General features: G+C 73.0%; 20 protein-coding genes. 15 read left to right on the forward strand and 5 right to left on the reverse strand.

Annotated elements, in window-relative coordinates:
• Window positions 1-145: 145 nt before the first annotated feature.
• Window positions 146-586 carry a D-aminoacyl-tRNA deacylase gene (dtd, locus tag ACIG5E_RS24750; RefSeq protein ID WP_030288976.1) on the reverse strand — a complete coding sequence of 147 codons (441 nt, stop codon included), beginning with the start codon at window positions 584-586 and terminating at the stop codon, window positions 146-148.
• Window positions 587-1,159: 573 nt separating this feature from the next.
• On the opposite strand from dtd, the gene ACIG5E_RS24755 reads away from it, so the two are divergent.
• The 3 genes from ACIG5E_RS24755 (at window position 1,160) to ACIG5E_RS24765 (ending at window position 3,156) form a co-directional block, all read left to right on the forward strand.
• A complete protein-coding gene (locus tag ACIG5E_RS24755; protein ID WP_396536727.1) occupies window positions 1,160-1,801 on the forward strand; it encodes an ABC transporter substrate-binding protein in 642 nt (213 codons plus the stop codon).
• Between the two features lie 72 nt (window positions 1,802-1,873).
• Complete coding sequence (locus tag ACIG5E_RS24760) at window positions 1,874-2,833, forward strand: asparaginase (protein WP_396536729.1); 960 nt, start codon at window positions 1,874-1,876, stop codon at window positions 2,831-2,833.
• A 113-nt stretch (window positions 2,834-2,946) separates the two neighbouring features.
• Window positions 2,947-3,156, forward strand: coding sequence for a dodecin (locus ACIG5E_RS24765; protein WP_030288965.1), 210 nt, complete (start codon window positions 2,947-2,949; stop codon window positions 3,154-3,156).
• Between the two features lie 129 nt (window positions 3,157-3,285).
• Here the strand turns inward: ACIG5E_RS24765 and ACIG5E_RS24770 are convergent, their stop codons facing one another.
• Entirely contained in the window at window positions 3,286-3,777 is a 492-nt protein-coding gene (locus ACIG5E_RS24770; protein WP_030059594.1) for an inorganic diphosphatase, read from the reverse strand.
• Window positions 3,778-3,871: 94 nt separating this feature from the next.
• Here ACIG5E_RS24770 and dacB point away from each other — a divergent pair, with 94 nt between their 5' ends.
• The 6 genes from dacB to folE all read left to right on the forward strand — a co-directional run bounded on the left by dacB (window position 3,872) and on the right by folE (window position 11,933).
• Entirely contained in the window at window positions 3,872-5,464 is a 1,593-nt protein-coding gene (gene dacB / locus ACIG5E_RS24775) for a D-alanyl-D-alanine carboxypeptidase/D-alanyl-D-alanine-endopeptidase (protein ID WP_396536731.1), read from the forward strand.
• A gap of 218 nt (window positions 5,465-5,682) precedes the next feature.
• Complete coding sequence (locus ACIG5E_RS24780; protein ID WP_396536733.1) at window positions 5,683-6,867, forward strand: zinc-dependent metalloprotease; 1,185 nt, start codon at window positions 5,683-5,685, stop codon at window positions 6,865-6,867.
• Window positions 6,868-7,176: 309 nt separating this feature from the next.
• The gene (gene tilS, locus ACIG5E_RS24785) at window positions 7,177-8,304 is read left to right on the forward strand and encodes a tRNA lysidine(34) synthetase TilS (RefSeq protein WP_396536735.1); all 1,128 of its coding nucleotides are present in this window, start codon (window positions 7,177-7,179) and stop codon (window positions 8,302-8,304) included.
• Between the two features lie 70 nt (window positions 8,305-8,374).
• A complete protein-coding gene (gene hpt / locus ACIG5E_RS24790; protein ID WP_045692298.1) occupies window positions 8,375-8,929 on the forward strand; it encodes a hypoxanthine phosphoribosyltransferase in 555 nt (184 codons plus the stop codon).
• Between the two features lie 225 nt (window positions 8,930-9,154).
• Window positions 9,155-11,206, forward strand: coding sequence for an ATP-dependent zinc metalloprotease FtsH (gene ftsH, locus ACIG5E_RS24795; protein WP_396536738.1), 2,052 nt, complete (start codon window positions 9,155-9,157; stop codon window positions 11,204-11,206).
• A gap of 121 nt (window positions 11,207-11,327) precedes the next feature.
• Window positions 11,328-11,933: a GTP cyclohydrolase I FolE gene (gene folE, locus ACIG5E_RS24800; RefSeq protein ID WP_396536740.1), complete on the forward strand. Its 606-nt coding sequence runs from the start codon at window positions 11,328-11,330 to the stop codon at window positions 11,931-11,933.
• A 20-nt stretch (window positions 11,934-11,953) separates the two neighbouring features.
• On the opposite strand, the gene ACIG5E_RS24805 is transcribed toward folE, so the two are convergent.
• Together ACIG5E_RS24805 and ACIG5E_RS24810 are read right to left on the reverse strand one after the other, a co-directional pair.
• A complete protein-coding gene (locus tag ACIG5E_RS24805; RefSeq protein ID WP_396536742.1) occupies window positions 11,954-12,742 on the reverse strand; it encodes a ferritin-like domain-containing protein in 789 nt (262 codons plus the stop codon).
• Between the two features lie 130 nt (window positions 12,743-12,872).
• Entirely contained in the window at window positions 12,873-14,027 is a 1,155-nt protein-coding gene (locus tag ACIG5E_RS24810; RefSeq protein WP_396536744.1) for an alpha/beta hydrolase, read from the reverse strand.
• Between the two features lie 379 nt (window positions 14,028-14,406).
• On the opposite strand from ACIG5E_RS24810, the gene ACIG5E_RS24815 reads away from it, so the two are divergent.
• From ACIG5E_RS24815 to ACIG5E_RS24840, 6 genes are all read left to right on the forward strand, one after another.
• The gene (locus ACIG5E_RS24815) at window positions 14,407-16,248 is read left to right on the forward strand and encodes a phosphatidylglycerol lysyltransferase domain-containing protein (protein WP_396536746.1); all 1,842 of its coding nucleotides are present in this window, start codon (window positions 14,407-14,409) and stop codon (window positions 16,246-16,248) included.
• A gap of 69 nt (window positions 16,249-16,317) precedes the next feature.
• On the forward strand, window positions 16,318-17,190 hold the full coding sequence (folP, locus tag ACIG5E_RS24820) for a dihydropteroate synthase (RefSeq protein WP_396536748.1): 873 nt from the start codon (window positions 16,318-16,320) through the stop codon (window positions 17,188-17,190).
• Window positions 17,191-17,200: 10 nt separating this feature from the next.
• Entirely contained in the window at window positions 17,201-17,698 is a 498-nt protein-coding gene (locus tag ACIG5E_RS24825; RefSeq protein WP_396536750.1) for a nuclear transport factor 2 family protein, read from the forward strand.
• 247 nt (window positions 17,699-17,945) lie between these two features.
• Window positions 17,946-18,305, forward strand: coding sequence for a dihydroneopterin aldolase (folB, locus tag ACIG5E_RS24830; RefSeq protein ID WP_396536928.1), 360 nt, complete (start codon window positions 17,946-17,948; stop codon window positions 18,303-18,305).
• A gap of 43 nt (window positions 18,306-18,348) precedes the next feature.
• Entirely contained in the window at window positions 18,349-18,948 is a 600-nt protein-coding gene (folK, locus tag ACIG5E_RS24835) for a 2-amino-4-hydroxy-6-hydroxymethyldihydropteridine diphosphokinase (protein WP_396536752.1), read from the forward strand.
• Window positions 18,949-19,133: 185 nt separating this feature from the next.
• A complete protein-coding gene (locus ACIG5E_RS24840) occupies window positions 19,134-19,622 on the forward strand; it encodes a DUF3180 domain-containing protein (RefSeq protein ID WP_380411349.1) in 489 nt (162 codons plus the stop codon).
• A 279-nt stretch (window positions 19,623-19,901) separates the two neighbouring features.
• Here the strand turns inward: ACIG5E_RS24840 and ACIG5E_RS24845 are convergent, their stop codons facing one another.
• The gene (locus tag ACIG5E_RS24845; protein WP_396536755.1) at window positions 19,902-20,483 is read right to left on the reverse strand and encodes a hypothetical protein; all 582 of its coding nucleotides are present in this window, start codon (window positions 20,481-20,483) and stop codon (window positions 19,902-19,904) included.
• Window positions 20,484-20,775: the final 292 nt, after the last annotated feature.

Consider the following 20,775-nt stretch of genomic DNA (forward strand, 5'->3'; position numbering starts at 1 on the left):
TCGCCCTGGTCATGCTCACCCTGGCGGGCCCTCGCCCCACCCTCCCTGGACGCCAACCCGCGACAGCCTGACCCACACATCAAGCAGGAGAGCCCCAAATCGGTATCGAACACCCTCTCAGGCCACGGGCCTCAGCCCTCAGGCCTCAGACCTCGACGAGGACGGTGAACGGGCCGTCGTTCACCAGCGCCACCTGCATGTCGGCGCCGAACCGGCCCGTCTCCACCTTGGCCCCGAGCGCCCGCAGTTGGGCGACCACCTCGTCCACCAGCGGCTCGGCGACCGGCCCGGGGGCGGCCGCCGTCCAGGTGGGGCGGCGGCCCTTGCGGGCGTCGCCGTAGAGGGTGAACTGGCTGATCACCAGCAGCGGGCCGCCGATGTCGGAGCAACTCTGCTCCACGCCCTCGTCGTTGACCGGCAGGATCCGCAGCGTCCAGAGCTTGCGGGCCAGTTGGGCCGCCTTGGCCGGGGTGTCCTCATGGGTCACGCCGACCAGGACGCACAGCCCGGGCCCCTCGATCGCGCCGACGGTCTCTCCGGCCACGGTCACCCGGGCCTCGGTCACTCGCTGCACCACTGCTCGCATGCCGCCATTGTGCCGGAGCGCCGTTCGGCCCGGCGGGGCCTCCGGGGAATCGGCGCGGGACGTCGTGGGCCCGGGGGCCGGACGCGCACGAGGGACGCGCACGAGGGGCGCGCACGAGGGGCGCACGCGAGGGGCGCACGCGAGGGGCGCGCACGAGGGGCGCGAGAAATGGTGGCGCACGCCATGCGGCGCGCGCCTGCGCAGGTTCAGGCGCTGCCCTTCCTGCGGAAAGTCTTGGTCATATCAGCCACCCCCGTTCGCCAGGGGGCCGTTCGGGTGCACGGGCGGTGCGCGCGCGCCGGGTGGGGTGGCACGCTGGGGGACCGTACGAAGGGCCCGGCGCGCCTGAAGGTCCGCCGCACCGGGCCGGGGTTCGGCCGGGCGGTCGAGCGGTAGGTCAGGCGTTCTGTCGGGGTCGCCCCGGTGGGTGGTCCCGGCCGGGGAGTGGAACCCTGCGGGGTCCCCGGGCGTGCCAACGGACAGGACGCGCCGGCCCGTCGGGGGACGGGCCGGACCGGCGGCAGGGACGGGGTGCCGCGAGCGGGCGGGATCGGACGACGGCAGGTGGGCTGGATGATGGACGCGAGCAGCGCGGCGTGGAACCGATCCGGGCAGGTGGCGCAGGCCCCCGGGGCCCCCTCCTGGGTGGCCGGCCCGGACGGCGAGCCCGACCTGGAGCGGCTGGGCCTGGACCAGCTGCGGATCCTGCGCCGGGAGACCATGGAGCAGGAGGCCGACCTGTCCTACCTGCGGCGGCTGCTGCACGGGCGGATGGACATCCTGCGCGCGGAGCTCGACCGGCGCCCCGGCGGCGGCCCCGTCCACCCCGCCCGGGTCGGCGGCGGGAGCGGTGCCCCGGCGGTCGGCGGGGAGCGCGGCGGCGATCTGCTGGACCGGCTGCCGGCCATCCTGACCGACGCGCCCTCCACCGTGCGGCGCTCGGCCCGGCACGTCACCCTCGGCCCGCCGCGCACCCAGGAGTCCCAGCTGGAGGCGGACGCGCTGATGGGCGACGTCCAGCTCGCCGACCTCGCCGCCCACCCGGCCGAGGAGCTGCTGGCCGCCCTGGAGCGGCTGCGCGCCCACGAGCGCGAGGTGTCCGGACGGCGCCAGCTGCTGCTGCGGACTGCCGACGGTTGCAATGCCGAGATCACCCGCAGGTACCGTGATGGGGAAGCACGGGTCGACGACCTGCTCTCGGAGAGGCCGCTCTGACCGGGTGAGTCGTCGGGGGTGGGTGGGGTCCGGCTTCCTCCCGGCCCACCCTCGCCCCCGGAAGGCACCCCGATGTCCCAGTCCGCCACCCCGCCCGTGCTCGCCGAGGTCATACGCTCGGGCTTCACCGAGGGCCGCCACCACGGCTCCCTGGTCCTGCTCGCCGCCGACGGCTCGGTGGAGTTCGCGCTCGGCGACCCCGACGCGCCGGTCTTCCCCCGCTCGACGGCCAAGCCGTTCCAGGCGGTGGCCACGCTGCGGGCCGGGCTGGCGATCGAGGGCGAGCTGCTGGCGCTGGCGGCCTCCAGCCACTCCGCTGAATCGTTTCACCTCGACGGTGTCCGGGCCATCCTCGGCTCCGCCGGCCTCGACGAATCGGCCCTGCGCACCCCGGCCGACCTGCCGCTGGACGAGACCGAGGCGGAGCTGCTGCTCGGCGCCGGCGGGCGGCGCGCCCCGATCCTGATGGACTGCTCCGGCAAGCACGCCGGCTGGCTGGCCGCCTGCGTCGCCAACGGCTGGGACACCGGGAGCTACCTCGACCCGGTGCACCCGATCCAGGAGCTGGCCCGCGAGGCCCTCGCGGAGGGCACCGGCGAGACCCCCGTGCACACCGGCGTGGACGGCTGCGGCGCCCCGCTGCTGGCCGTCACCCTGACCGGTCTGGCCCGCGGCTACCGCAGCCTGGTGCTGGCCGACGAGGGCACCGCGCAGCGCCGGGTCGCCGACGCCATGCGCGCCCACCCCGAGTACGTGGCCGGCACCCGCCGGGCCGACACCTGGCTGATGCGGGCCGTCCCGGGCGCGCTGTCCAAGATGGGCGCCGAGGCCGTCCAGGTGGTCGCGCTGCCGGACGGGCGGGCGCTCGCCTTCAAGATCGACGACGGCGCGGAGCGGGCCCGCGGCCCGGTGCTGGCGGCCGCGCTGCGCCGGCTCGGCGTGACCGGCGCGGACGACACCGTCGAGCGGATCGGCGCGGCCCCGCTGCTCGGCGGCGGCGCCCCGGTCGGCGAGGTCCGGGCGGCCTTCTAGGGTCCGGCCGGACCCTAGGCCCCGCCGGACCCCGCGGACCCCGTCGGGGTGCGGGCGGCCCCGGGGCGGTGCACGGTGGACCGGGGGCCGTCGCACAGCTGAGGGAGTCCGCCATGACCGACCACGTGTACCGGGTGACCGAGATCGTCGGTTCCTCGACCGAGAGCGTCGACGCCGCGATCCGCAACGGGGTGGAACGGGCCTCCCGGACGCTGCGCAACCTCGACTGGTTCGAGGTCTCGCAGGTCCGGGGCCACCTGGAGGACGGCCGGATCAAGCACTACCAGGTGTGCATCAAGGTCGGCTTCCGGCTGGAGGACTGAGCGGCTCCCGGAAACCACAGGGGCCGGGGCCCGCAGACGAATCCGCGGACCCCGGCCCGGCCCCGCCTGTCCCGACCTACCTCGAACTGCCCCGATCGGACGAGGAGCGAACGAGATCGGAACGACGGCTCAGTGGCCGCCCTGCTCCGCGAGGCGCTTGATCGAAGCGGTGACCTCGGCCTCGGCCTCGGCGCGGCCGACCCAGTTGGCGCCCTCGACGGACTTGCCCGGCTCCAGGTCCTTGTAGACCTCGAAGAAGTGCTGGATCTCCAGGCGGTCGAACTCCGACACGTGGTGGATGTCGCGCAGGTGCTCCCAGCGCGGGTCGGTCGCCGGGACGCACAGCAGCTTGTCGTCGCCGCCGGCCTCGTCGGTCATGTGGAACATGCCGATGGCGCGGCACTTGATGAGGCAACCCGGGAAGGTCGGCTCGTCCAGGATGACCAGGGCGTCCAGCGGGTCGCCGTCCTCGCCGAGCGTGCCCTCGACGTAGCCGTAGTCGGCCGGGTAGCGGGTCGAGGTGAAGAGCATCCGGTCGAGCCGCAGACGACCGGTCTCGTGGTCGACCTCGTACTTGTTACGAGAGCCCTTCGGGATTTCGATAAGGACGTCGAACTCCAACGGTTCCTCCAAGGTAGGGACTGACAGAATCCAAGTGTCTCCTACGGGAGTGAGTGCTCGGGAAAGGGGCCGGTCGGTGGGGGCAGGGGGAGGGGTGGCGCGCCGTCGCAGGGGGACGGCCGCCGGACTGTTCGGGGCGGCCCTGCTGGTCGCCACAACGGCGCTGGGAGCGGGCGGCGCGTACGCGCAACCGTCGCCCACGGGCGGGCACAGCACGGGTCAGGGCGAGGACGACAACGGCCAGGGCGACCAGGGGGGTCGGGACGGCCGCAAGGGTGACCACGGGAAGGGCAAGCCCGGACCGAGCCAGAGCCCCGACGGGCCCGGCCGCCGGGCCGAGCCGCCTACCGGCACGCCCACCGGCACGCCCGGCGGCGGTTCGCCGGCCGCGCCCCCGGCGCCCGCGACGGGTGCCGTGCTGGCCACCGCCGAGAACGGCCCGGAGGCCGCCGCCCCCACCGCGCAGGGCCTCCGGCAAGTGCTCGCCCCCTACATCGCCGACAAGAACCTGGGCACCGTGACCGTCGCCGTCGCGGACGCCGCGGGCGGTCAACTCCTGTACGGCTCCGGGGAGAACGTCCCGGGCACCCCCGCCTCCACCACCAAGCTGGCCACCTCGGTCGCGGCCCTGTCCCTGATCCCCGGCGACACCCGGCTCACCACCCGGGTGGTCCGCGGCGCGAACCCGGGCACCATCACGCTGGTCGGCGGCGGGGACCCGACGCTCACCGCGCTGCCCGCCGACCAGGTGCAGATCGGCGGCCAGCCCGCCGACGCCGACACCGCCCCCGCCTCGCTGGAGGAACTCGCCCGGCAGACCGCGGCCGCGCTCAAGGCGGCCGGCACCACCACGGTCAAGCTGGACTACGACCTGTCGCTGTACACCGGCGACCCGCATCACCAGAACCCCGACAACCACAACATCGCCCTGGTCGTCCCGTTGATGGCGGACGAGGGCATGATCGACCCCAAGAGCCGCGAGGACGCCCCGGAGCGCTTCGCCGACCCGGCCGACGCGGCCGCCACGACCTTCGCCACGATGCTCGCCGCCCAGGGCGTCACCGTCGACGGCAAGGCCAAGCCGGCCGCCGCCCCGGCGGCCGCCGACGCCCCCGTCCTCGGCAAGGTCGACTCGCCGACGGTCGCCCGGCTGGTCGAGCGCCTGCTGACCACCTCCGACAACCAGCTCGCCGAGGCGGTCGCCCGCCAGGTCGCCCTGGCCGCGCACCAGCCGGCCGGTTTCGAGGGTGCGGCGACCGCTGTCACCCGGGAACTCACCAAGCTCGGCGTGCCGACGACCGGGGTGGTCCTCAACGACGGCAGCGGTCTGCACAAGGGCAACCAGATCCCGCCCGCCGTCCTGGTCCGGCTCCTCGCCCTGGCCGCCTCCGACCAGCACCCCGCCCTGCGCCCGGTCCTCACCGGCCTCCCGGTCGCCGGCTTCACCGGCACCCTCAGCAAGCGCTACGGCTCCGGTTCCGGCGCCGCCGACGCGGCCGGCCTGATCCGCGCCAAGACCGGCACCCTCAGCGGCGTCAACACCCTCGCCGGCACCGTCGTCGACGCCGACGGCCGGCTCCTCACCTTCGCCGTCATGACCCGCACCCCCGACACCATCGCCGCCGACACCGCCCGCGCCGCCATGGACCGCATCGCCGCCCACCTCGCCTCCTGCGGCTGCCGCTGACCCACTGCGGCGTCGCGATGGGTGTCCGGTGGCCGCGATCCGTCGCGCGCCCCGGGGGGCCTTTGCCGGGCGGGACGGGCGTTTCGGGCCTGTGCCCGCGGTGCCGTCCGCGCCCTCGACCGCCGCTGCCGGTGGCGGGTTCGAGGGGGCTCGGGGGCGGGCAGGGTCTTCGTGACGGGTGGCTGCCGTTGATGGTGGGGAGCACGTACGGTGAGGGCATGACGAGCGCGAGTGGCGGGGCTGACATGGTCGACTGGAATCTCGCGGTCGCAACGGCGACCAGGCTGGTGCGGCCGGGTCCGGAGGTGAGCCGGGCGGAGGCGGCGGCGGTGGTCGCCGAGCTGCGCCGGCACGCGCTGGAGGCCGAGGAGCACGTGCGGGCGTTCACCGGGATGCGGTCGAGCAGTCTGGCCGCGGCCGCCGCGACGCCGGTGCTGGTGGTGGACCGTCCGGGGTGGGTGCGGGCGAACGTGGCCGGCTTCCGTACGGTCGTCCAGCCGCTGGTGGAGAAGCTGCAGGCGCGGCGGGCGAACAGCGCCGCGGCGGGTGTCTTCGGCGCGGTGGGGGAGAAGGCGACCGGGATCGAGGTCGGGGCACTGCTGGCGTTCCTGGCGACCAAGGTGCTGGGCCAGTACGAGACCTTCGCCCCGGCCGAGCCGTCGTTGGAGGCGCCGGACAGTCCGGCGGCGCTGTTCGACAAGCCGCGGCTGGGCCCGGAGGGCCCGGGGCCGGGCCGGCTGCTGCTGGTGGCGCCGAACATCGTGCACGTCGAGCGCGAGCTGGACGTCGACCCGTCGGACTTCCGGCTCTGGGTCTGCCTGCACGAGGAGACGCACCGGACGCAGTTCACCGCGGTGCCGTGGCTGCGCGACCACATCCAGTCCGAGGTGCAGTCCTTCCTGGCGGAGACGGACGTCGACCCGGGTGCGCTGCTGGAGCGGCTGCGCGACGCGGCGGGTTCGCTGGGGGCCGGGCTGCCGGGGGCGGGCAACCGGGAGGGCCGGGAGAGCGCTTCGGCGGGGAGCCTGCTGGAGATCGTCCAGTCGCCCGCGCAGCGCGAGATCCTCGGCCGGCTGACGGCGGTGATGTCGCTGCTGGAGGGCCACGCGGACGTGGTGATGGACGGTGTCGGCCCGGCCGTGGTGTCGACGGTCGCGGAGATCCGGGAGAAGTTCCAGCAGCGCCGCGACCGCGGGGCGAACCGGCTGGACCTGGTGCTGCGCCGACTGCTGGGCATGGACGCCAAGCTGCGGCAGTACCAGGACGGCGCGGTGTTCGTGCGGGCCGTGGTGGAGCAGCTCGGCATGGAGGGCTTCAACCGGGTGTGGACGTCCCCGAACACCCTGCCGACCAAGGACGAGATCCACGACCCGGCCGCCTGGGTCGCCCGGGTCGGCCGCTGAGGAGCCCCGGCCCACCGGGGCCTTGGGCGTGGCCCCGATCGGGCAATCCCGGCGCGCAGCGGGACCGCGGCCGGTCGGTGGCGGTCAAACCCGCTCGTACGAGTGGTCCAATCGGGCAGATGGTGGGTGAAGATACGTTTCTCCATTCACCCGAACGTGGGACGGTGGTCGTACCGGTGGCGCGGGTGGCGTAGCGGGTCGCTGCTTTCTGCCACCATCTGTGAGCGCCCGGTAACGCGGCGCTACGCAGGTGCGCGGCCCCGGCCGCCCGCCGCAGTCCTGTCCCCCTCCCTCGAGGAGTCGTCCGCCGTGGGCCCTCACCCCGCCGTCGCAGCGATACGCCTGGCCGTTCGCCGCACGCTCACCGACCTCGCCGCCGAGGTCGGTACCACCTTCACCGCGCCCGTGCGCGAGCCCCGCGAGCGCCCGGCCGGGGCGCCGCTGGTGGGTGCCGCCGTCGGCACCACCCTGATCGGCAACGCCGCCCGCCACCCCTCCGGGCTGCCCCGCACCCCGGCCGCCCCCGGTTCGCCGCTGGTCCTGGTCGCCGTGAGCGGCGGCGCGGACTCGATGGCGCTGGCCATCGCCGCCGCCTTCGAGGCCCCCAAGATCGGCCTGCGGGTCGGCGCCGTCACCGTCGACCACGGCCTGCAGGCCGGTTCCGCCGACCGCGCCGCCCAGGTGGCCGAGCGGCTGCGCTCGCTGGGTCTGGACCCGGTCGAGGCCGTCCCGGTGCTGGTCGGCCGCTCCGGCGGCCCGGAGGCCGCCGCCCGGGACGCCCGCTACGCGGCGCTGGACGAGGCCGCCGAGCGCCACGACGCGATCGCGGTGCTGCTCGGCCACACCCGGGACGACCAGGCCGAGACCGTGCTGCTGGGCCTGGCCCGCGGCTCCGGCTCCCGTTCGCTGGCCGGGATGCCGGCCCAGAAGGGGCGCTACCGCCGCCCGCTGCTGGAGCTGGACCGGGCGGCCACCCGGCAGGCCTGCTCGGCCCAGGCGATCCCGGTCTGGGACGACCCCCACAACTGTGATCCCGCCTACACCCGCTCCCGGGTCCGCCACGAGGTGCTGCCGGTGCTGGAGAAGCACCTGGGCGGCGGCGTGGTGGAGGCGCTGGCCCGCACCGCCCGGCTGTTCCGCGACGACGCCGACGCCCTCGACCAGTGGGCCTCCCTCGCCGAACGCGACCTCCGTACGGGCGAGGGCGCCCTGGACACCGTGAAACTGGCCGAACTGCCGCCCGCCGTGCGGCGCCGGGTGCTGCGCCGGGCCGCGCTGCGCGCGGGCTGTCCGGCCGGGGACCTGTTCGCCCGCCACCTGGAGACGGTGGACCAGCTGGTCACCGGATGGCGCGGACAGGGACCGCTGCACCTACCCGGGGGCGTCGAGGCCACCCGCCGGTGTGGCACGCTGGTCTTTCGGCGGCAGGGCGACTGAGGGCGAGGCATGTCCCGGGGGAGCCGGCCGTCGGCCACACAGACCCCGAACGTTTGAGGACGTATCCCCGGTGGACCAGAACGACATGGGCGCTGACCTCGCGAAGGTGCTCATCAGCAAGGACGAGATCGACGCCAAGCTCCAGGAGCTGGCCGAGCGCATCGACCGGGACTACGCAGGCAAGGACCTGCTGATCGTCGGCGTCCTCAAGGGGGCCGTGATGGTCATGGCCGACCTCGCCCGGGCCCTGCACTCGCAGGTCACCATGGACTGGATGGCCGTCTCCTCGTACGGCATGGGCACCAAGTCCTCCGGTGTGGTGCGGATCCTGAAGGACCTGGACACCGACATCGCCGGCCGGGACGTCCTGATCGTCGAGGACATCATCGACTCCGGTCTGACGCTGTCCTGGCTGCTGGGGAACCTGGGCTCGCGCGGCCCGGCCTCGCTCGAGGTCTGCACCCTGCTCCGCAAGCCGGACGCGGCCAAGGTCGAGATCGACGTGAAGTACGTCGGCTTCGACATCCCGAACGAGTTCGTGGTGGGCTACGGCCTGGACTACGCGGAGAAGCTGCGTAACCTCCCCTTCATCGGGACCCTCGCCCCGCACGTCTACGGTGGCTGAGGCCCCGTTCGGGCTATGGGCGGGAACAGTAGGTCGTTCCCGCCCGTTGGACCGGGGGACAAAGAAGCACAACCGTGTCGCCGTGCTCCCGCCATCGGTGGGTGCGACTGCGGTACGGTCCAATAAACCGCTCTTCACATGAGCACCGATTCGGATGCGCCGCGGCCCACAGCCACCCGGCGCCGTTGAGTGGCAGGAGGGACGGGGCGGCAACGCCCCGCATGGATGGACGTCAAGCGATACTTCCGTGCGCCGATCATGTGGATCGTGCTGGCCGTCCTCGCCGTCATCGTATTGATGCAGGTCGTTTCGGATTCGAACGGCTACAAGACGGTGGACACCGGTCAGGTCGTCGCGGCGATCGACGCGCACAATGTCAAGTCCGCGCAGATCACCACCGGTGACTCGAACACGATCAAGATCCAGCTGAAGGACGGCGCCACGCTGTCCCCCGCCGGCACGGGCAAGGCCCCGTCCGGCAGCAAGTTCCAGGCCTCGTACATCGGTGACCAGGGCGTCGCGATCGCCGACAAGCTGCAGTCGCAGATGAACGACAGGAGCAGCTCCCTCACCGAGGGCTACACCGTCAGCCCCGAGAAGCAGAGCACCTTCGTCAGCCTGCTGCTGTCGATGCTGCCGATCGTCATCATCGTGCTGGTCTTCCTGTTCCTGATGAACCAGATGCAGGGCGGCGGCTCGCGCGTCATGCAGTTCGGCAAGTCGAAGGCCAAGCTGCTCACCAAGGACACCCCGAAGACCACCTTCGCCGACGTCGCGGGCGCGGACGAGGCGGTCGAGGAGCTCCACGAGATCAAGGAGTTCCTGCAGGAGCCGGCCAAGTTCCAGGCCGTCGGAGCCAAGATCCCCAAGGGCGTGCTGCTCTACGGCCCGCCCGGTACCGGCAAGACCCTGCTGGCGCGTGCCGTCGCGGGCGAGGCCGGGGTGCCGTTCTACTCGATCTCCGGTTCCGACTTCGTCGAGATGTTCGTCGGTGTCGGCGCCAGCCGCGTCCGCGACCTGTTCGAGCAGGCCAAGGCGAACGCCCCGGCGATCGTCTTCGTCGACGAGATCGACGCCGTCGGCCGGCACCGCGGTGCGGGTCTCGGCGGTGGCCACGACGAGCGCGAGCAGACCCTCAACCAGCTGCTGGTCGAGATGGACGGCTTCGACGTCAAGGGCGGCGTGATCCTGATCGCCGCGACCAACCGCCCCGACATCCTGGACCCGGCGCTGCTGCGCCCGGGCCGCTTCGACCGCCAGATCGCGGTGGAGCGCCCCGACCTCCAGGGCCGTCTGGACATCCTCAAGGTGCACCAGAAGGGCAAGCCGATCGCGCCCGACGTCGACATGTCGGCCGTCGCCAAGCGCACCCCCGGCTTCACCGGCGCCGACCTGTCGAACGTGCTCAACGAGGCCGCGCTGCTGACCGCCCGCTCGGACAAGAAGCTGATCGACAACGGCATCCTGGACGAGGCGATCGACCGCGTCGTGGCCGGTCCGCAGAAGCGCACGCGGATCATGTCCGACAAGGAGAAGAAGATCACCGCGTACCACGAGGGCGGTCACGCCCTGGTCGCGGCGGCCTGCCAGTACAGCGACCCGGTGCACAAGATCACCATCCTGTCCCGCGGTCGGGCCCTCGGCTACACCATGGTGCTGCCGGACGAGGACAAGTACTCCACCACCCGCAACGAGATGCTCGACCAGCTGGCCTACATGCTGGGCGGGCGCGCGGCGGAGGAGCTGGTCTTCCACGACCCGACCACCGGCGCCTCGAACGACATCGAGAAGGCCACCGCCACGGCGCGGGCCATGGTCACCCAGTACGGCATGACCGAGCGCCTCGGTGCGATCAAGTTCGGCTCCGACAACTCGGAGCCGTTCCTGGGCCGTGAGATGGGCCACCAGCGCGACTACTCGGAAGAGGTCGCCGGGCTGGTCGACGAAGAGGTCAAGAAGCTCATCGAGAGCGCGCACAACGAGGCCTGGGAGATCCTGGTCGAGAACCGCGACGTGCTCGACAACCTGGTCCTGGAGCTCCTGGAGAAGGAGACCCTGAACAAGGAGCAGATCGCCGAGATCTTCGCCCCGATCGTCAAGCGCCCGACCCGGCCGGCCTGGACGGGCTCCGCCCGCCGCACGCCGTCCACCCGGCCGCCGGTGCAGTCGCCGAAGGAGCTGGCGCTCACCAACGGCGCCGCCGCCTCCGACACCGCTCCGGTGGACATCGTGAAGCTCCCGCCGCTGCCGGCCGCCGAGCCGCCGACCGAGGGCTGATCGGGGCCTCCCGCAGGGAGCCCCAGTAGGGAATGGTTGCCGCGTCACCAGGGTTTGTACCCTGGAGGCGCGGCATCCGTGCTGTTCAGCCAGAGTCTTCCCACAAGTAAGCGAGGCCCGCATGATCGACCCGGTGACGTTCGACGGTCCGCCCGCCGTCGGGACCTTCGACCAGAAGCGGGCCGAGAACGCCATCCGCGAGCTGCTGCTCGCCGTCGGGGAGGACCCGGACCGCGAGGGTCTGCTGGAGACCCCGGCCCGGGTCGCGCGGGCGTACAAGGAGATATTCGCGGGCCTGTGGCAGGATCCCGAGGACGTCCTGACCACCACCTTCGACCTCGGCCACGACGAGATGGTGCTGGTCAAGGACATCGAGCTGACCTCGGTCTGCGAACACCACCTGGTGCCGTTCCGCGGCGTGGCGCACGTCGGGTACATCCCGTCCACCAGCGGCAAGATCACCGGGCTGTCCAAGCTCGCCCGGCTGGTCGACGTCTACGCCCGCCGCCCGCAGGTCCAGGAGCGGCTGACCAGCCAGGTGGCCGACGCGCTGATGCGGATCCTGGAGCCGCGCGGGGCGATCGTCGTGGTCGAGTGCGAGCACATGTGCATGTCGATGCGCGGCATCCGCAAGCCCGGCGCCAAGACCATCACCTCCTGCGTGCGCGGCCAGCTGCGCGACCCGGCCACCCGGGCCGAGGCGATGAGCCTCATCATCGGTCGGTAGTCCGGCAGGACGGCAACGACTCAGGGCACCTCGTGCTCCGCGTGCGGCGGAGCCGGGGTGCCCAGTGCGTTGCGGCGCTCCGGCATCCGCAGCGTGACCATCCGGCGCCAGCCGAGGGCCCGGTCGTACAGGTAGAGGGCATGCACCCCGAGGGTGACCACGGCCAGCTGCCAGCGCGGCCAGCGCAGGATCCGCGCCATCCGGGCGGTGACCGCGAGCCCGACGTCCCGATGGGTGCGGATCTCGCCGCGGGCGCTGGTCTCCAGGGCGTGCCGGATGTACGGGCCGTGGCCCTCTGCGGTCAGCCGCAGCAGCTCCTCGTGGCAGTACGCGAGGTGGTTGTCCTCGTCGGCGGAGATCATCCGCATCGCCCGGCCGAGCTCCGGCTCGTCCCCGTACACCCTGACCAGCTGGCGCATCTGCTCGGCGGCGCGCTGCTCGGTGACCCGGCTGTGCGCCAGGTAGGTGATGATCTCCCGGTCGCTCAGCGGGGCGTCGCTGTTCAGCCGCTCGTGGGAGAGGCCGACGCCCTTGCGCTCCAGCAGCATGCAGTAGTCGGCCTCGTCCGGGACGGGCACCTTGGGCAGGCCGCGCTTGTTCAGCAGCTGGGTGAAGATCCGGCCGTGCTTGCGCTCGTCCGCGCCGTGCCGGGCGACCTTCGGCGCGAGCACCGGGTCCCGGGTGAGGGCGGCGATCCGCTCGTTCTCCCAACCGCCCTGGTCCTCGCCACCGGCCGCGATGCTGCAGAACAGCTGGTACGCCTCGTCGTTCCGGTAGATCTCGTTGAAGAGCGATCGGGTGCTCAGCACGGCGCCTCCTGCGCGGATCCGGGGCGGCGCCCACCGGGGGGCCGGACGGGCGGTCGGGATACGTCCCCCCGGACCGCCGGCCGGGCGGGGCCGACCGGCGGGTAATCACTCGGACGCGCTAGCCGGTCCGTCACCCCAAGTGGGAGCCCAGCCACTCCAGGGAGGCGGGCAGCTCCTTGGTCCAGCTGTCGAAGTTGTGCCCGCCGTCGTCCAGGTACAGCGACTCCACCTTGAACTGGGGGTTGGCCGCCGCGACCTGGGTGGCCTGGTCGACGAACTGGGCGGTCTGCGGGTAGTCCGACTCCTTGCGGGTGGAGACCACCAGCAGGTTGAGCGGCGGGGCCGGGAGGTTCTGCAGCCGCCAGCCGAGGTCGTGCTGCTGCGCCAGCGCCTTGTCGCCGTTGAAGAGGTCACCGCCGGTGTACTGGTCCTGGCGCACCGCGAAGTCGCCGTGCAGGCCCGTGGCGCTGCCGTAGACGTTCGGGGAGCGCATCGACAGGCGCATCGCGCAGCTGCCGCCGGTGGAGTAGCCGAACAGGCCCCAGGAGCCGGCCGAGCGGCTGAGCCGGTACGCGCTGTGCAGCGCCTCGGGCACGTCCTTGACGAACCAGGTCTCGCTGCGCGGCCCGCCGGGGACGTCCACGCACTCGGTGTCCCGGGCGGGGACCACGGCCGGGCGAGCCAGGACCAGGACGGTCGGCGGCATCTTGCCGGAGCGCTGCAGCTCGATCGCGGTCTGCACCACGGGCAGTTCCTTGAGCAGGTTCAGCGTGGTGCCCGGGAAGCCGGCCAGGGCCAGTACGACGGGGAAGCGGACCAGGGCGAACTTCGGGTCGAAGTACTCGGGCGGCAGGTAGACGAACATCTGGTCGGAGAAACCGGTCTCCTTGCCGTTGACCCGGACCGACTCGATCTTCCCTACCTCCTCCGGCGCGCCCTTCGGCAGGTTGGAGACGCCCTCCAGGCCGCCCTCGTTGGTCGGCTGGACCAGCTGCTCGGAGACCGGCGTGCCGCCCTTGTGGTTCTCGTTGCTGGTCAGCGCGAGTTTCGCGCCGCCGGGGTTGAGCAGGTCGTCCCAGGAGGTGTAGAACCCGAAGGAGTTGTTCACCGACAGCGCCAGCACCGCGAGGATCGAGACTTGAACGACTGTCAGCAGGCCGATCCGGCCGAGCACCGGGAGCGGGCGCTGCCTGGCCAGCCGCGGCCACACCCACAGGGTGGTGACCAGGGCTACCGCTCCGAGTGCGAGCAGCGAGTTCACCAGCGCTTCGCTGGTCAGTTCCATGCCGTCGGCCTTCCGGTGGGACACTGTCGGTGCAGGCTTCATCGTCTGGCGGTCCGTCAGGCCGGGCCACCGCAGCTAGGCTGTCCGGGCGCCCGGGCCGGCGCGGGAGGGCGGGGGGAGACCGGGGGCAACCGGCACCCTAGAATGCGGCGTCCACCGTACGTAACGCGTACCGGAGGGTCCCGTCCCGCCACGCGGCGGTGGGCCCACGGCTCCCACCCCCGGCTCAACCCGCAGCGCGCCCACGGCCCCGGATTACCGTCCGTTTCCGGGTCCTTGGTATGCGCATTGCCTGATGAAGGAATAGGCATGAAGGTCCATCACACGTGCTCCCCCGGAGTGAACGGACACCGCACCGCAGCCTCTACGCTGAGCTTCCATGAGCGTTCCCGTGTCCGTTGAGCCGAGCCCCGAGCAGCCGCCGCCCCGTCGGCGCGGCCTGCAGACGCTGCGCAACCAGGCGGCCGCCGTCCCGAGGGCCTGGCTCCCCGGCGCGGTCGGCTACGCCTGTCTGCTGATCGGGCTGGTGAACATCGCCAGCGCGGTGTTCCCCAAGCTCCGGCACACCAAGATGCACACCTTCGCCGGGCAGCTGCCGGGCGGCACCACCAGCCTGGCCGCGGTCGGCACGCTGATGGTCGGCATCCTGCTGGTGCCGCTGGCGCACGCGCTGCGCCGGCGCAAGCGGCGGGCCTGGCGGGCGGTCTGCGTGCTGCTGCCGGTCAGCGCCGCGCTGCACATCGTGCGCTGGCACCAGGTCGGTCCGGCGGTCGTCTCGCTGCTGGTCCTCGCCGTGATGCTGGTGCACCAGCGCGAGTTCTACGCCAAGGCCGACCCGCGCACCCGCTGGGGCGCGGTGGTCAACCTGATCGTCATGGGCGCCCTCAGCGTGCTGCTCGGTCTGCTGATCGTGAGCACCCGCACCAAGTACGAGGTCGGACACCCGGCCCTGCTGGAGCGGCTGCAGCACGTCGGGTACGGGCTGTTCGGCTTCGAGGGGCCGATCCGCTACAGCAACGAGCGGATGTCCGACCTGGTCGCCTACCTGCTCGGCGGCCTCGGCCTGCTGACCGCCTTCACCACCGCCTACCTCGCGCTGCGCCCGGGCAAGCCCAAGCCGGAGCTCACCGCCGAGGACGAGGAGAAGGTCCGCGAGCTGCTCAAGCGGCACGGCGAGCGCGACTCGCTCGGCTACTTCGCGCTGCGCCGCGACAAGAGCGTGCTGTTCTCGCCCACCGGCAAGGCCGCGATCTCCTACCGGGTGGTCTCCGGCGTGATGCTCGCCTCCGGCGACCCGGTCGGCGACGTCGAGGCCTGGCCCGGCGCGATCAAGGTGTTCATGGCCGAGGCCCGTGAGCACGCCTGGGTGCCGGCCGTGATGGGCTGCAGCGAGGTCGGCGGCGAGGTCTGGACCCGTGAGGCGGGCCTGGACGCGCTGGAGCTGGGCGACGAGGCGATCGTCGACACCAGCACCTTCTCGCTCGCCGGCCGGGCCATGCGCAACGTCCGCCAGATGGTCAAGCGGATCGAGCGCAACGGCTACTCCTGCAAGGTGCGCCGGGTCTCCGACCTCACCGTCGAGGAGAAGTACCGGATCGCCGACGCCGCCGCCCGCTGGCGCGGCACCGACACCGAGCGCGGCTTCTCGATGGCTCTGGGCCGCTTCGGCGACCCGCTGGACGACGACTGCGTGGTGGTCACCGCCCACAAGGCCCCGGAGGAGGGCGAGAGCGGGGACGACCTGAAGGCCGTGCTGCACTTCGTGCCCTGGGGGCCGGACGGCATCTCGCTGGAGCTGATGCGCCGCGACCGCGCCGCCGACCCCGGGCTGAACGAGCTGCTGATCGTCGCCGCCCTGCAGGAGGTGGGCTCCCTGGGCATCCGCCGGGTGTCGCTCAACTTCGCGATGTTCCGCTCGGCGCTGGCCCGCGGCGAGCGGATCGGCGCCGGCCCGGTGCTGCGCGCCTGGCGCGGACTGCTGGTGTTCCTGTCGCGGTGGTTCCAGATCGAGTCGCTGTACAAGTTCAACGCCAAGTTCCAGCCCGAGTGGGAGCCGCGCTTCCTGGTCTTCCCGAGCACCCGGGACCTGCCCCGGATCGGCTTCGCCGCGATGCAGGCCGAGGCCTTCATCACCCTCGGCATGCCGCGCTTCGGCCGCAAGCGCCAGCGCGAGGGCCTGATGCCCGTCCCGTCGACCCGCGAGGTCGACGAGGCCGCCTGAGGCAGCTCGACACCGTCCGGGGCCCCCGCCGAGAATCCTCGGCGGGGGCCCCGTTCGATAATGGGAGGCATGAGCGATTCGCCGTCCTTCTCCTTGCCGGCCGGACTGCCGCGGCTCGACCGCTGCGCCGTGATGGGCGTGGTCAACGTCACGCCCGACTCCTTCTCGGACGGCGGGATGTGGTTCGACCCCGCCAGGGCGATCGCGCACGGGCTGGCCCTGCGGGCCCGCGGCGCGGACCTGGTGGACGTCGGCGGCGAGTCCACCCGGCCCGGGACCCAGCGGGTGCCCGAGGAGGAGGAGCTGCGCCGGGTGCTGCCGGTGGTCCGCGAGCTGGCCGCCGCCGGGGTGGTGGTGTCCGTCGACACCATGCGGGCCTCGGTCGCCGAGCGGGCCGTCGAGGCCGGCGCCGCGATCGTCAACGACGTCTCCGGCGGCCTCGCCGACCCGGCGATGGCCCGGGTGGTCGCCGAGACCGGCGCGCCCTTCGTGGTCATGCACTGGCGCGGCCAGTCCGCCGACATGGACCGGCTGGCCGTCTACCAGGACGTCGTACGGGACGTGGTCGCCGAGCTGACCGGGCGGATGGAGGCGCTGCTGGCCGCCGGGGTCAAGGAGGACCAGCTGGTCCTCGACCCGGGGCTCGGCTTCGCCAAGACCGCCGAGCACAACTGGGCGCTGCTCGGCCGGCTGGACGCGCTCACCGCGCTCGGCCGTCCCGTCCTCGTCGCGGCTTCGCGCAAGCGGTTCCTGGGTACGCTGCTCGCCGACCCGGAAACCGGGGAGCTGCGCCCGGCCCGCGAGCGGGACGCCGCGACCGCCGCGGTCTCGGTGCTCTCGGCCCAGGCCGGAGCCTGGGCGGTACGGGTGCACGACGTGTCCGGTACGGCGGACGCCGTCCGCGTGGTCGCGGCCTGGCAGCGCGCGGCGCGGCTGGGGTGAGGGAGGGTCTGTGACAGGTGACGGCAGGTTGAGCGGCGGGACGGCCGGAAAGGCCCGGGAAGCGGACCTGGAGGCGGTGCTCGCGGCGAACCGGGCGTTCTACGAGGCGCTGGAACGGGGGGACGTCGAGGCGGTCGAGGAGGCCTGGCTGGGGCCCGAGCACGCCGACGACAAGGGCGGCGTGGTCTGCGTGCACCCCGGCTGGCCGGTGCTGCGCGGGCGGGCGCAGGTGACCCGCTCGTACATGCTGATCATGATGAACACGGAGTACATCCAGTTCTTCCTGACCGATGTCGAGGCCGAGGTCCACGGCGATGTGGCCCTTGTCACGTGCACCGAGAACATCCTCTCCGGCGGTGAGGCGGAGGAGGAGGGAGAACTCGGGCCGCTGGTCGGCGGAAAGGTCGTGTCGAGCAATCTGTTCCGTCGCACCCCGGCCGGGTGGAAGCTCTGGTCGCACCACGGTTCACCCGTTCTGACCAGCGGTGACGAGGACGACGAGGACTGATTCGGGGGGCTGCGGAAAATCTCTGCCGGACGGTCGCCGGGGAATTTCCGAGTGGTCACCGAACGTTCACGTCAATCGCCATTCCGGCGCGCGTGGCGACGGTTCGTGCCGGGTAGGACGGTCAGGCGTTGTCCGCGCTCGCGGGTAGATTCGAAACGGAGTGGCGGGCGTGCTGCCCGCCTTCGCCCCGCCCGTCCATGCCTTTCTCCGGGTGGGGCCCGTCCGACTGGGAGCAGTGATTCGTTTGCTGGACCGCGTCACCCTGCGGGGGCTGCGAGCCCGGGGCCACCACGGCGTCTTCGAGCGCGAGCGCGTCGAGGGCCAGACCTTCGTGGTCGATCTCGTGCTGTACCTGGACACCCGCCCCGCCGCGGCCGGAGACGACCTCACCCGCACGGCGCACTACGGCATCGTGGCCGAGGAGGTCACCGCGATCATCGCCGGGGAACCGGTCGACCTGATCGAGACCCTGGCGCAGCGGATCGCCGACCAGTGCCTGAAGCATGACGCGGTCGAGGAGGTCGAGGTCACCGTGCACAAGCCGGACGCCCCGATCACCGTGCCGTTCGATGACGTGACCGTGACCATCCACCGGGGCCGCGCATGACCCCCACCGCGCGCCTGGTTTCCGATGCAGAGGGACTTCTTCGATGAAAAGCAGTGACCCGATCGCCGAGCCGAACGCGTTCGACCTGGAGAGCCGGGTGGACTCCGCCGACACCACGCTGCACAGCCAGCGGTGCGCGGTGATCGCGCTCGGGAGCAACCTGGGCAACCGGCTGGACACCCTGCAGGGTGCCGTCGACGCGCTCGCCGACACCCCCGGGCTGAGGATCAAGGCCGTGTCGGCGGTCTACGAGACCGAGGCCGTCGGCGGCCCGGAGGAACAGCCGAACTACTACAACGCGGTCGTGGTGCTGCGCACCTCGCTGCCCCCGCGGGACCTGCTGGAGCGCGGCAACGCGATCGAGGACGCCTTCGGGCGGGTCCGGGAGGTCCGCTGGGGCGCGCGCACCCTGGACGTCGACATCCTGGCCTACGAGGGCGTGCTCAGCGAGGACCCGCAGCTGCTGCTGCCGCACCCGCGGTCGCACGAGCGGGCCTTCGTGCTCGCCCCGTGGCTGGACGCCCAGCCCGAGGCCGAGGTGCCCGGGCACGGGCAGGTCGCCGCGCTGCTGGCGGCGCTCGGCGGCCCGGACGCGCAGGGCGTGAAGCGGCGCGACGACATCCGGCTGACGCTGCCGGAGTAGCGCCGGAGCGGCGCCGGGAAGGACGGCGCGCGGCCGGTCCGGCCGATCGGTCGGGGAACTCGGCCAGGGGCCCGGCCGTACGAGTAGATGTCCGCCCGTCCGGTCCCGGTACGGTGGCCTGACGCCGCCGTACCGGGCCACCGGGCGGGCGGTCGGCTCTGGTACCCGGGAAGGACCTCCTCCGCGTGAAGCTGCTTCGCCTCCGCCTGCTGATCGGCATCACCGCCGCGACGACGGCGCTGTCCTGGGCCGGCTCCAAGCTCTGGGCCTCCCTGGACACGCTGCCGGCCGTGCCCGCCGCGGCGCCGGTGGTGCTGGCGGCGGTGGCGGTGATCCTGCTGGCGACCGCGATCTCGCTGCGGTCCCGGCTGAAGGCCGTGCGCGAGCGGCAGCCCGGCGCGAAGCGGGTCGACCCACTGCTGGCGGCCCGGGCGGTGGTGCTCGGGCAGGCCAGTGCGCTGGTCTCCTCGGTGGTCACCGGCATCTACGCCGGGGCCGGGATCTACCTGCTCGGCGAGCTGGACGTGTCGGCCCGCAAGGACCAGGCGGTCACCGCCGGGCTCGCGGTGCTGGCGGGGGCGGCGGTGATCGCGGCGGCGCTCTGGGTGCAGCACGTGTGCAAGCTGCCGGAGAACCACGACGATCCGAGCGGTCCGGCCGCCTCGCACCACTGACGGACCACCCCGATCACCCCGGATCACCCCCCGATCGCGCCGGACATCGCTGAGCAGGGCTTTTTTCGTGATCTTGAGTGAAAAGCCGGGCACGTGCGGTAAAAACTGCGCACTGTCAAGGGCGGAAGGGGACCCTGGGCTGACACGCCCCCAATTCGCACGCTAGTTTCTTGGCATGTCTCGCGGACGCCACCGTCATTCCTCCGTCCTCGGCCGGGTCTTTCCCCCCACCGCCGCCGGCGTACTGCTGGTCGCCGCACTGGCCGCTCTGCTTTTCAGTCAGGACACCATCCTGGTGCGCTCGGTGGGCATCGCCGCACTGATCGCCACCCTCGGCTTCGCGGTGCTGCTGCGCCAGCGGGACAAGGCGGCCCGGGCGGCCGCCGAGATGTCCGCCGCGCAGCGGATGCGGGCCGAGGAGCGGTTCGAGGAGCAGCTGGCCGAGGCCGAGTACGCGGCCGAGGTCGCCGAGGAGCGGGCCACCCGGTTCGGGCGGCGGCTGACGGCGGAGAAGTCGCGGCTGGCCAAGGCCGAGACCGAGATCGCCCGGCTGCTGCGGGAGCGGGCCGTCGCCGTGGCCGAGCAGGCGCTCAAGGAGGCCGAGGCGGCCCAGCGGGCGCTTGCCGCGAGCCGTCCCAAGTACCCGGCCAGCCCGGCCGCGTTCGTCCGCGCCGCGTCCGTGCTGCGGCTGCTGGAGCGGCGGGCCGCCGAGCAGGAGGCGCAGCGGGAGCGTACGGCGGGTGCGGAGGTCGCGCTGCGGGCGCGCACGGCACCGGCCACGACTGCCGCGCCCGCCGCGACTGCTGCGCCGGCGCCCAAGCCGGTGTCCGTGCCGGCCCCGGTGGCGCCCTCGGTGCCCACTCCGGCGCAGGCTCCGGCGGGCCGGACGCCGGTGCAGCCGACGCCGCTGCGCCCGGCGCTGACCGCGACGGTCGGTCAGCTCGGCGGGGCGCCGGTGGCTCCGGCCGCCGCGCCGGCACCGGTGGAGCGGCAGCGGCCGCGCCCGGCGCAGTCCGGGCAGACCCGCGGACCGGGCTTCAGCTTCTTCGGCCGCGGCACGGGCGCGGCGGTCCGGGCGGCCGCTCCGGCGCCGGCGGTGGGCAGCGTCGCCGAGCTGGGGGAGCGCGCGGACCTGGCGGACGTGGTGGGCGAC

The organism is Kitasatospora sp. NPDC053057, assembly GCF_044546945.1.
Taxonomy (GTDB): Bacteria; Actinomycetota; Actinomycetes; order Streptomycetales; family Streptomycetaceae; genus Kitasatospora.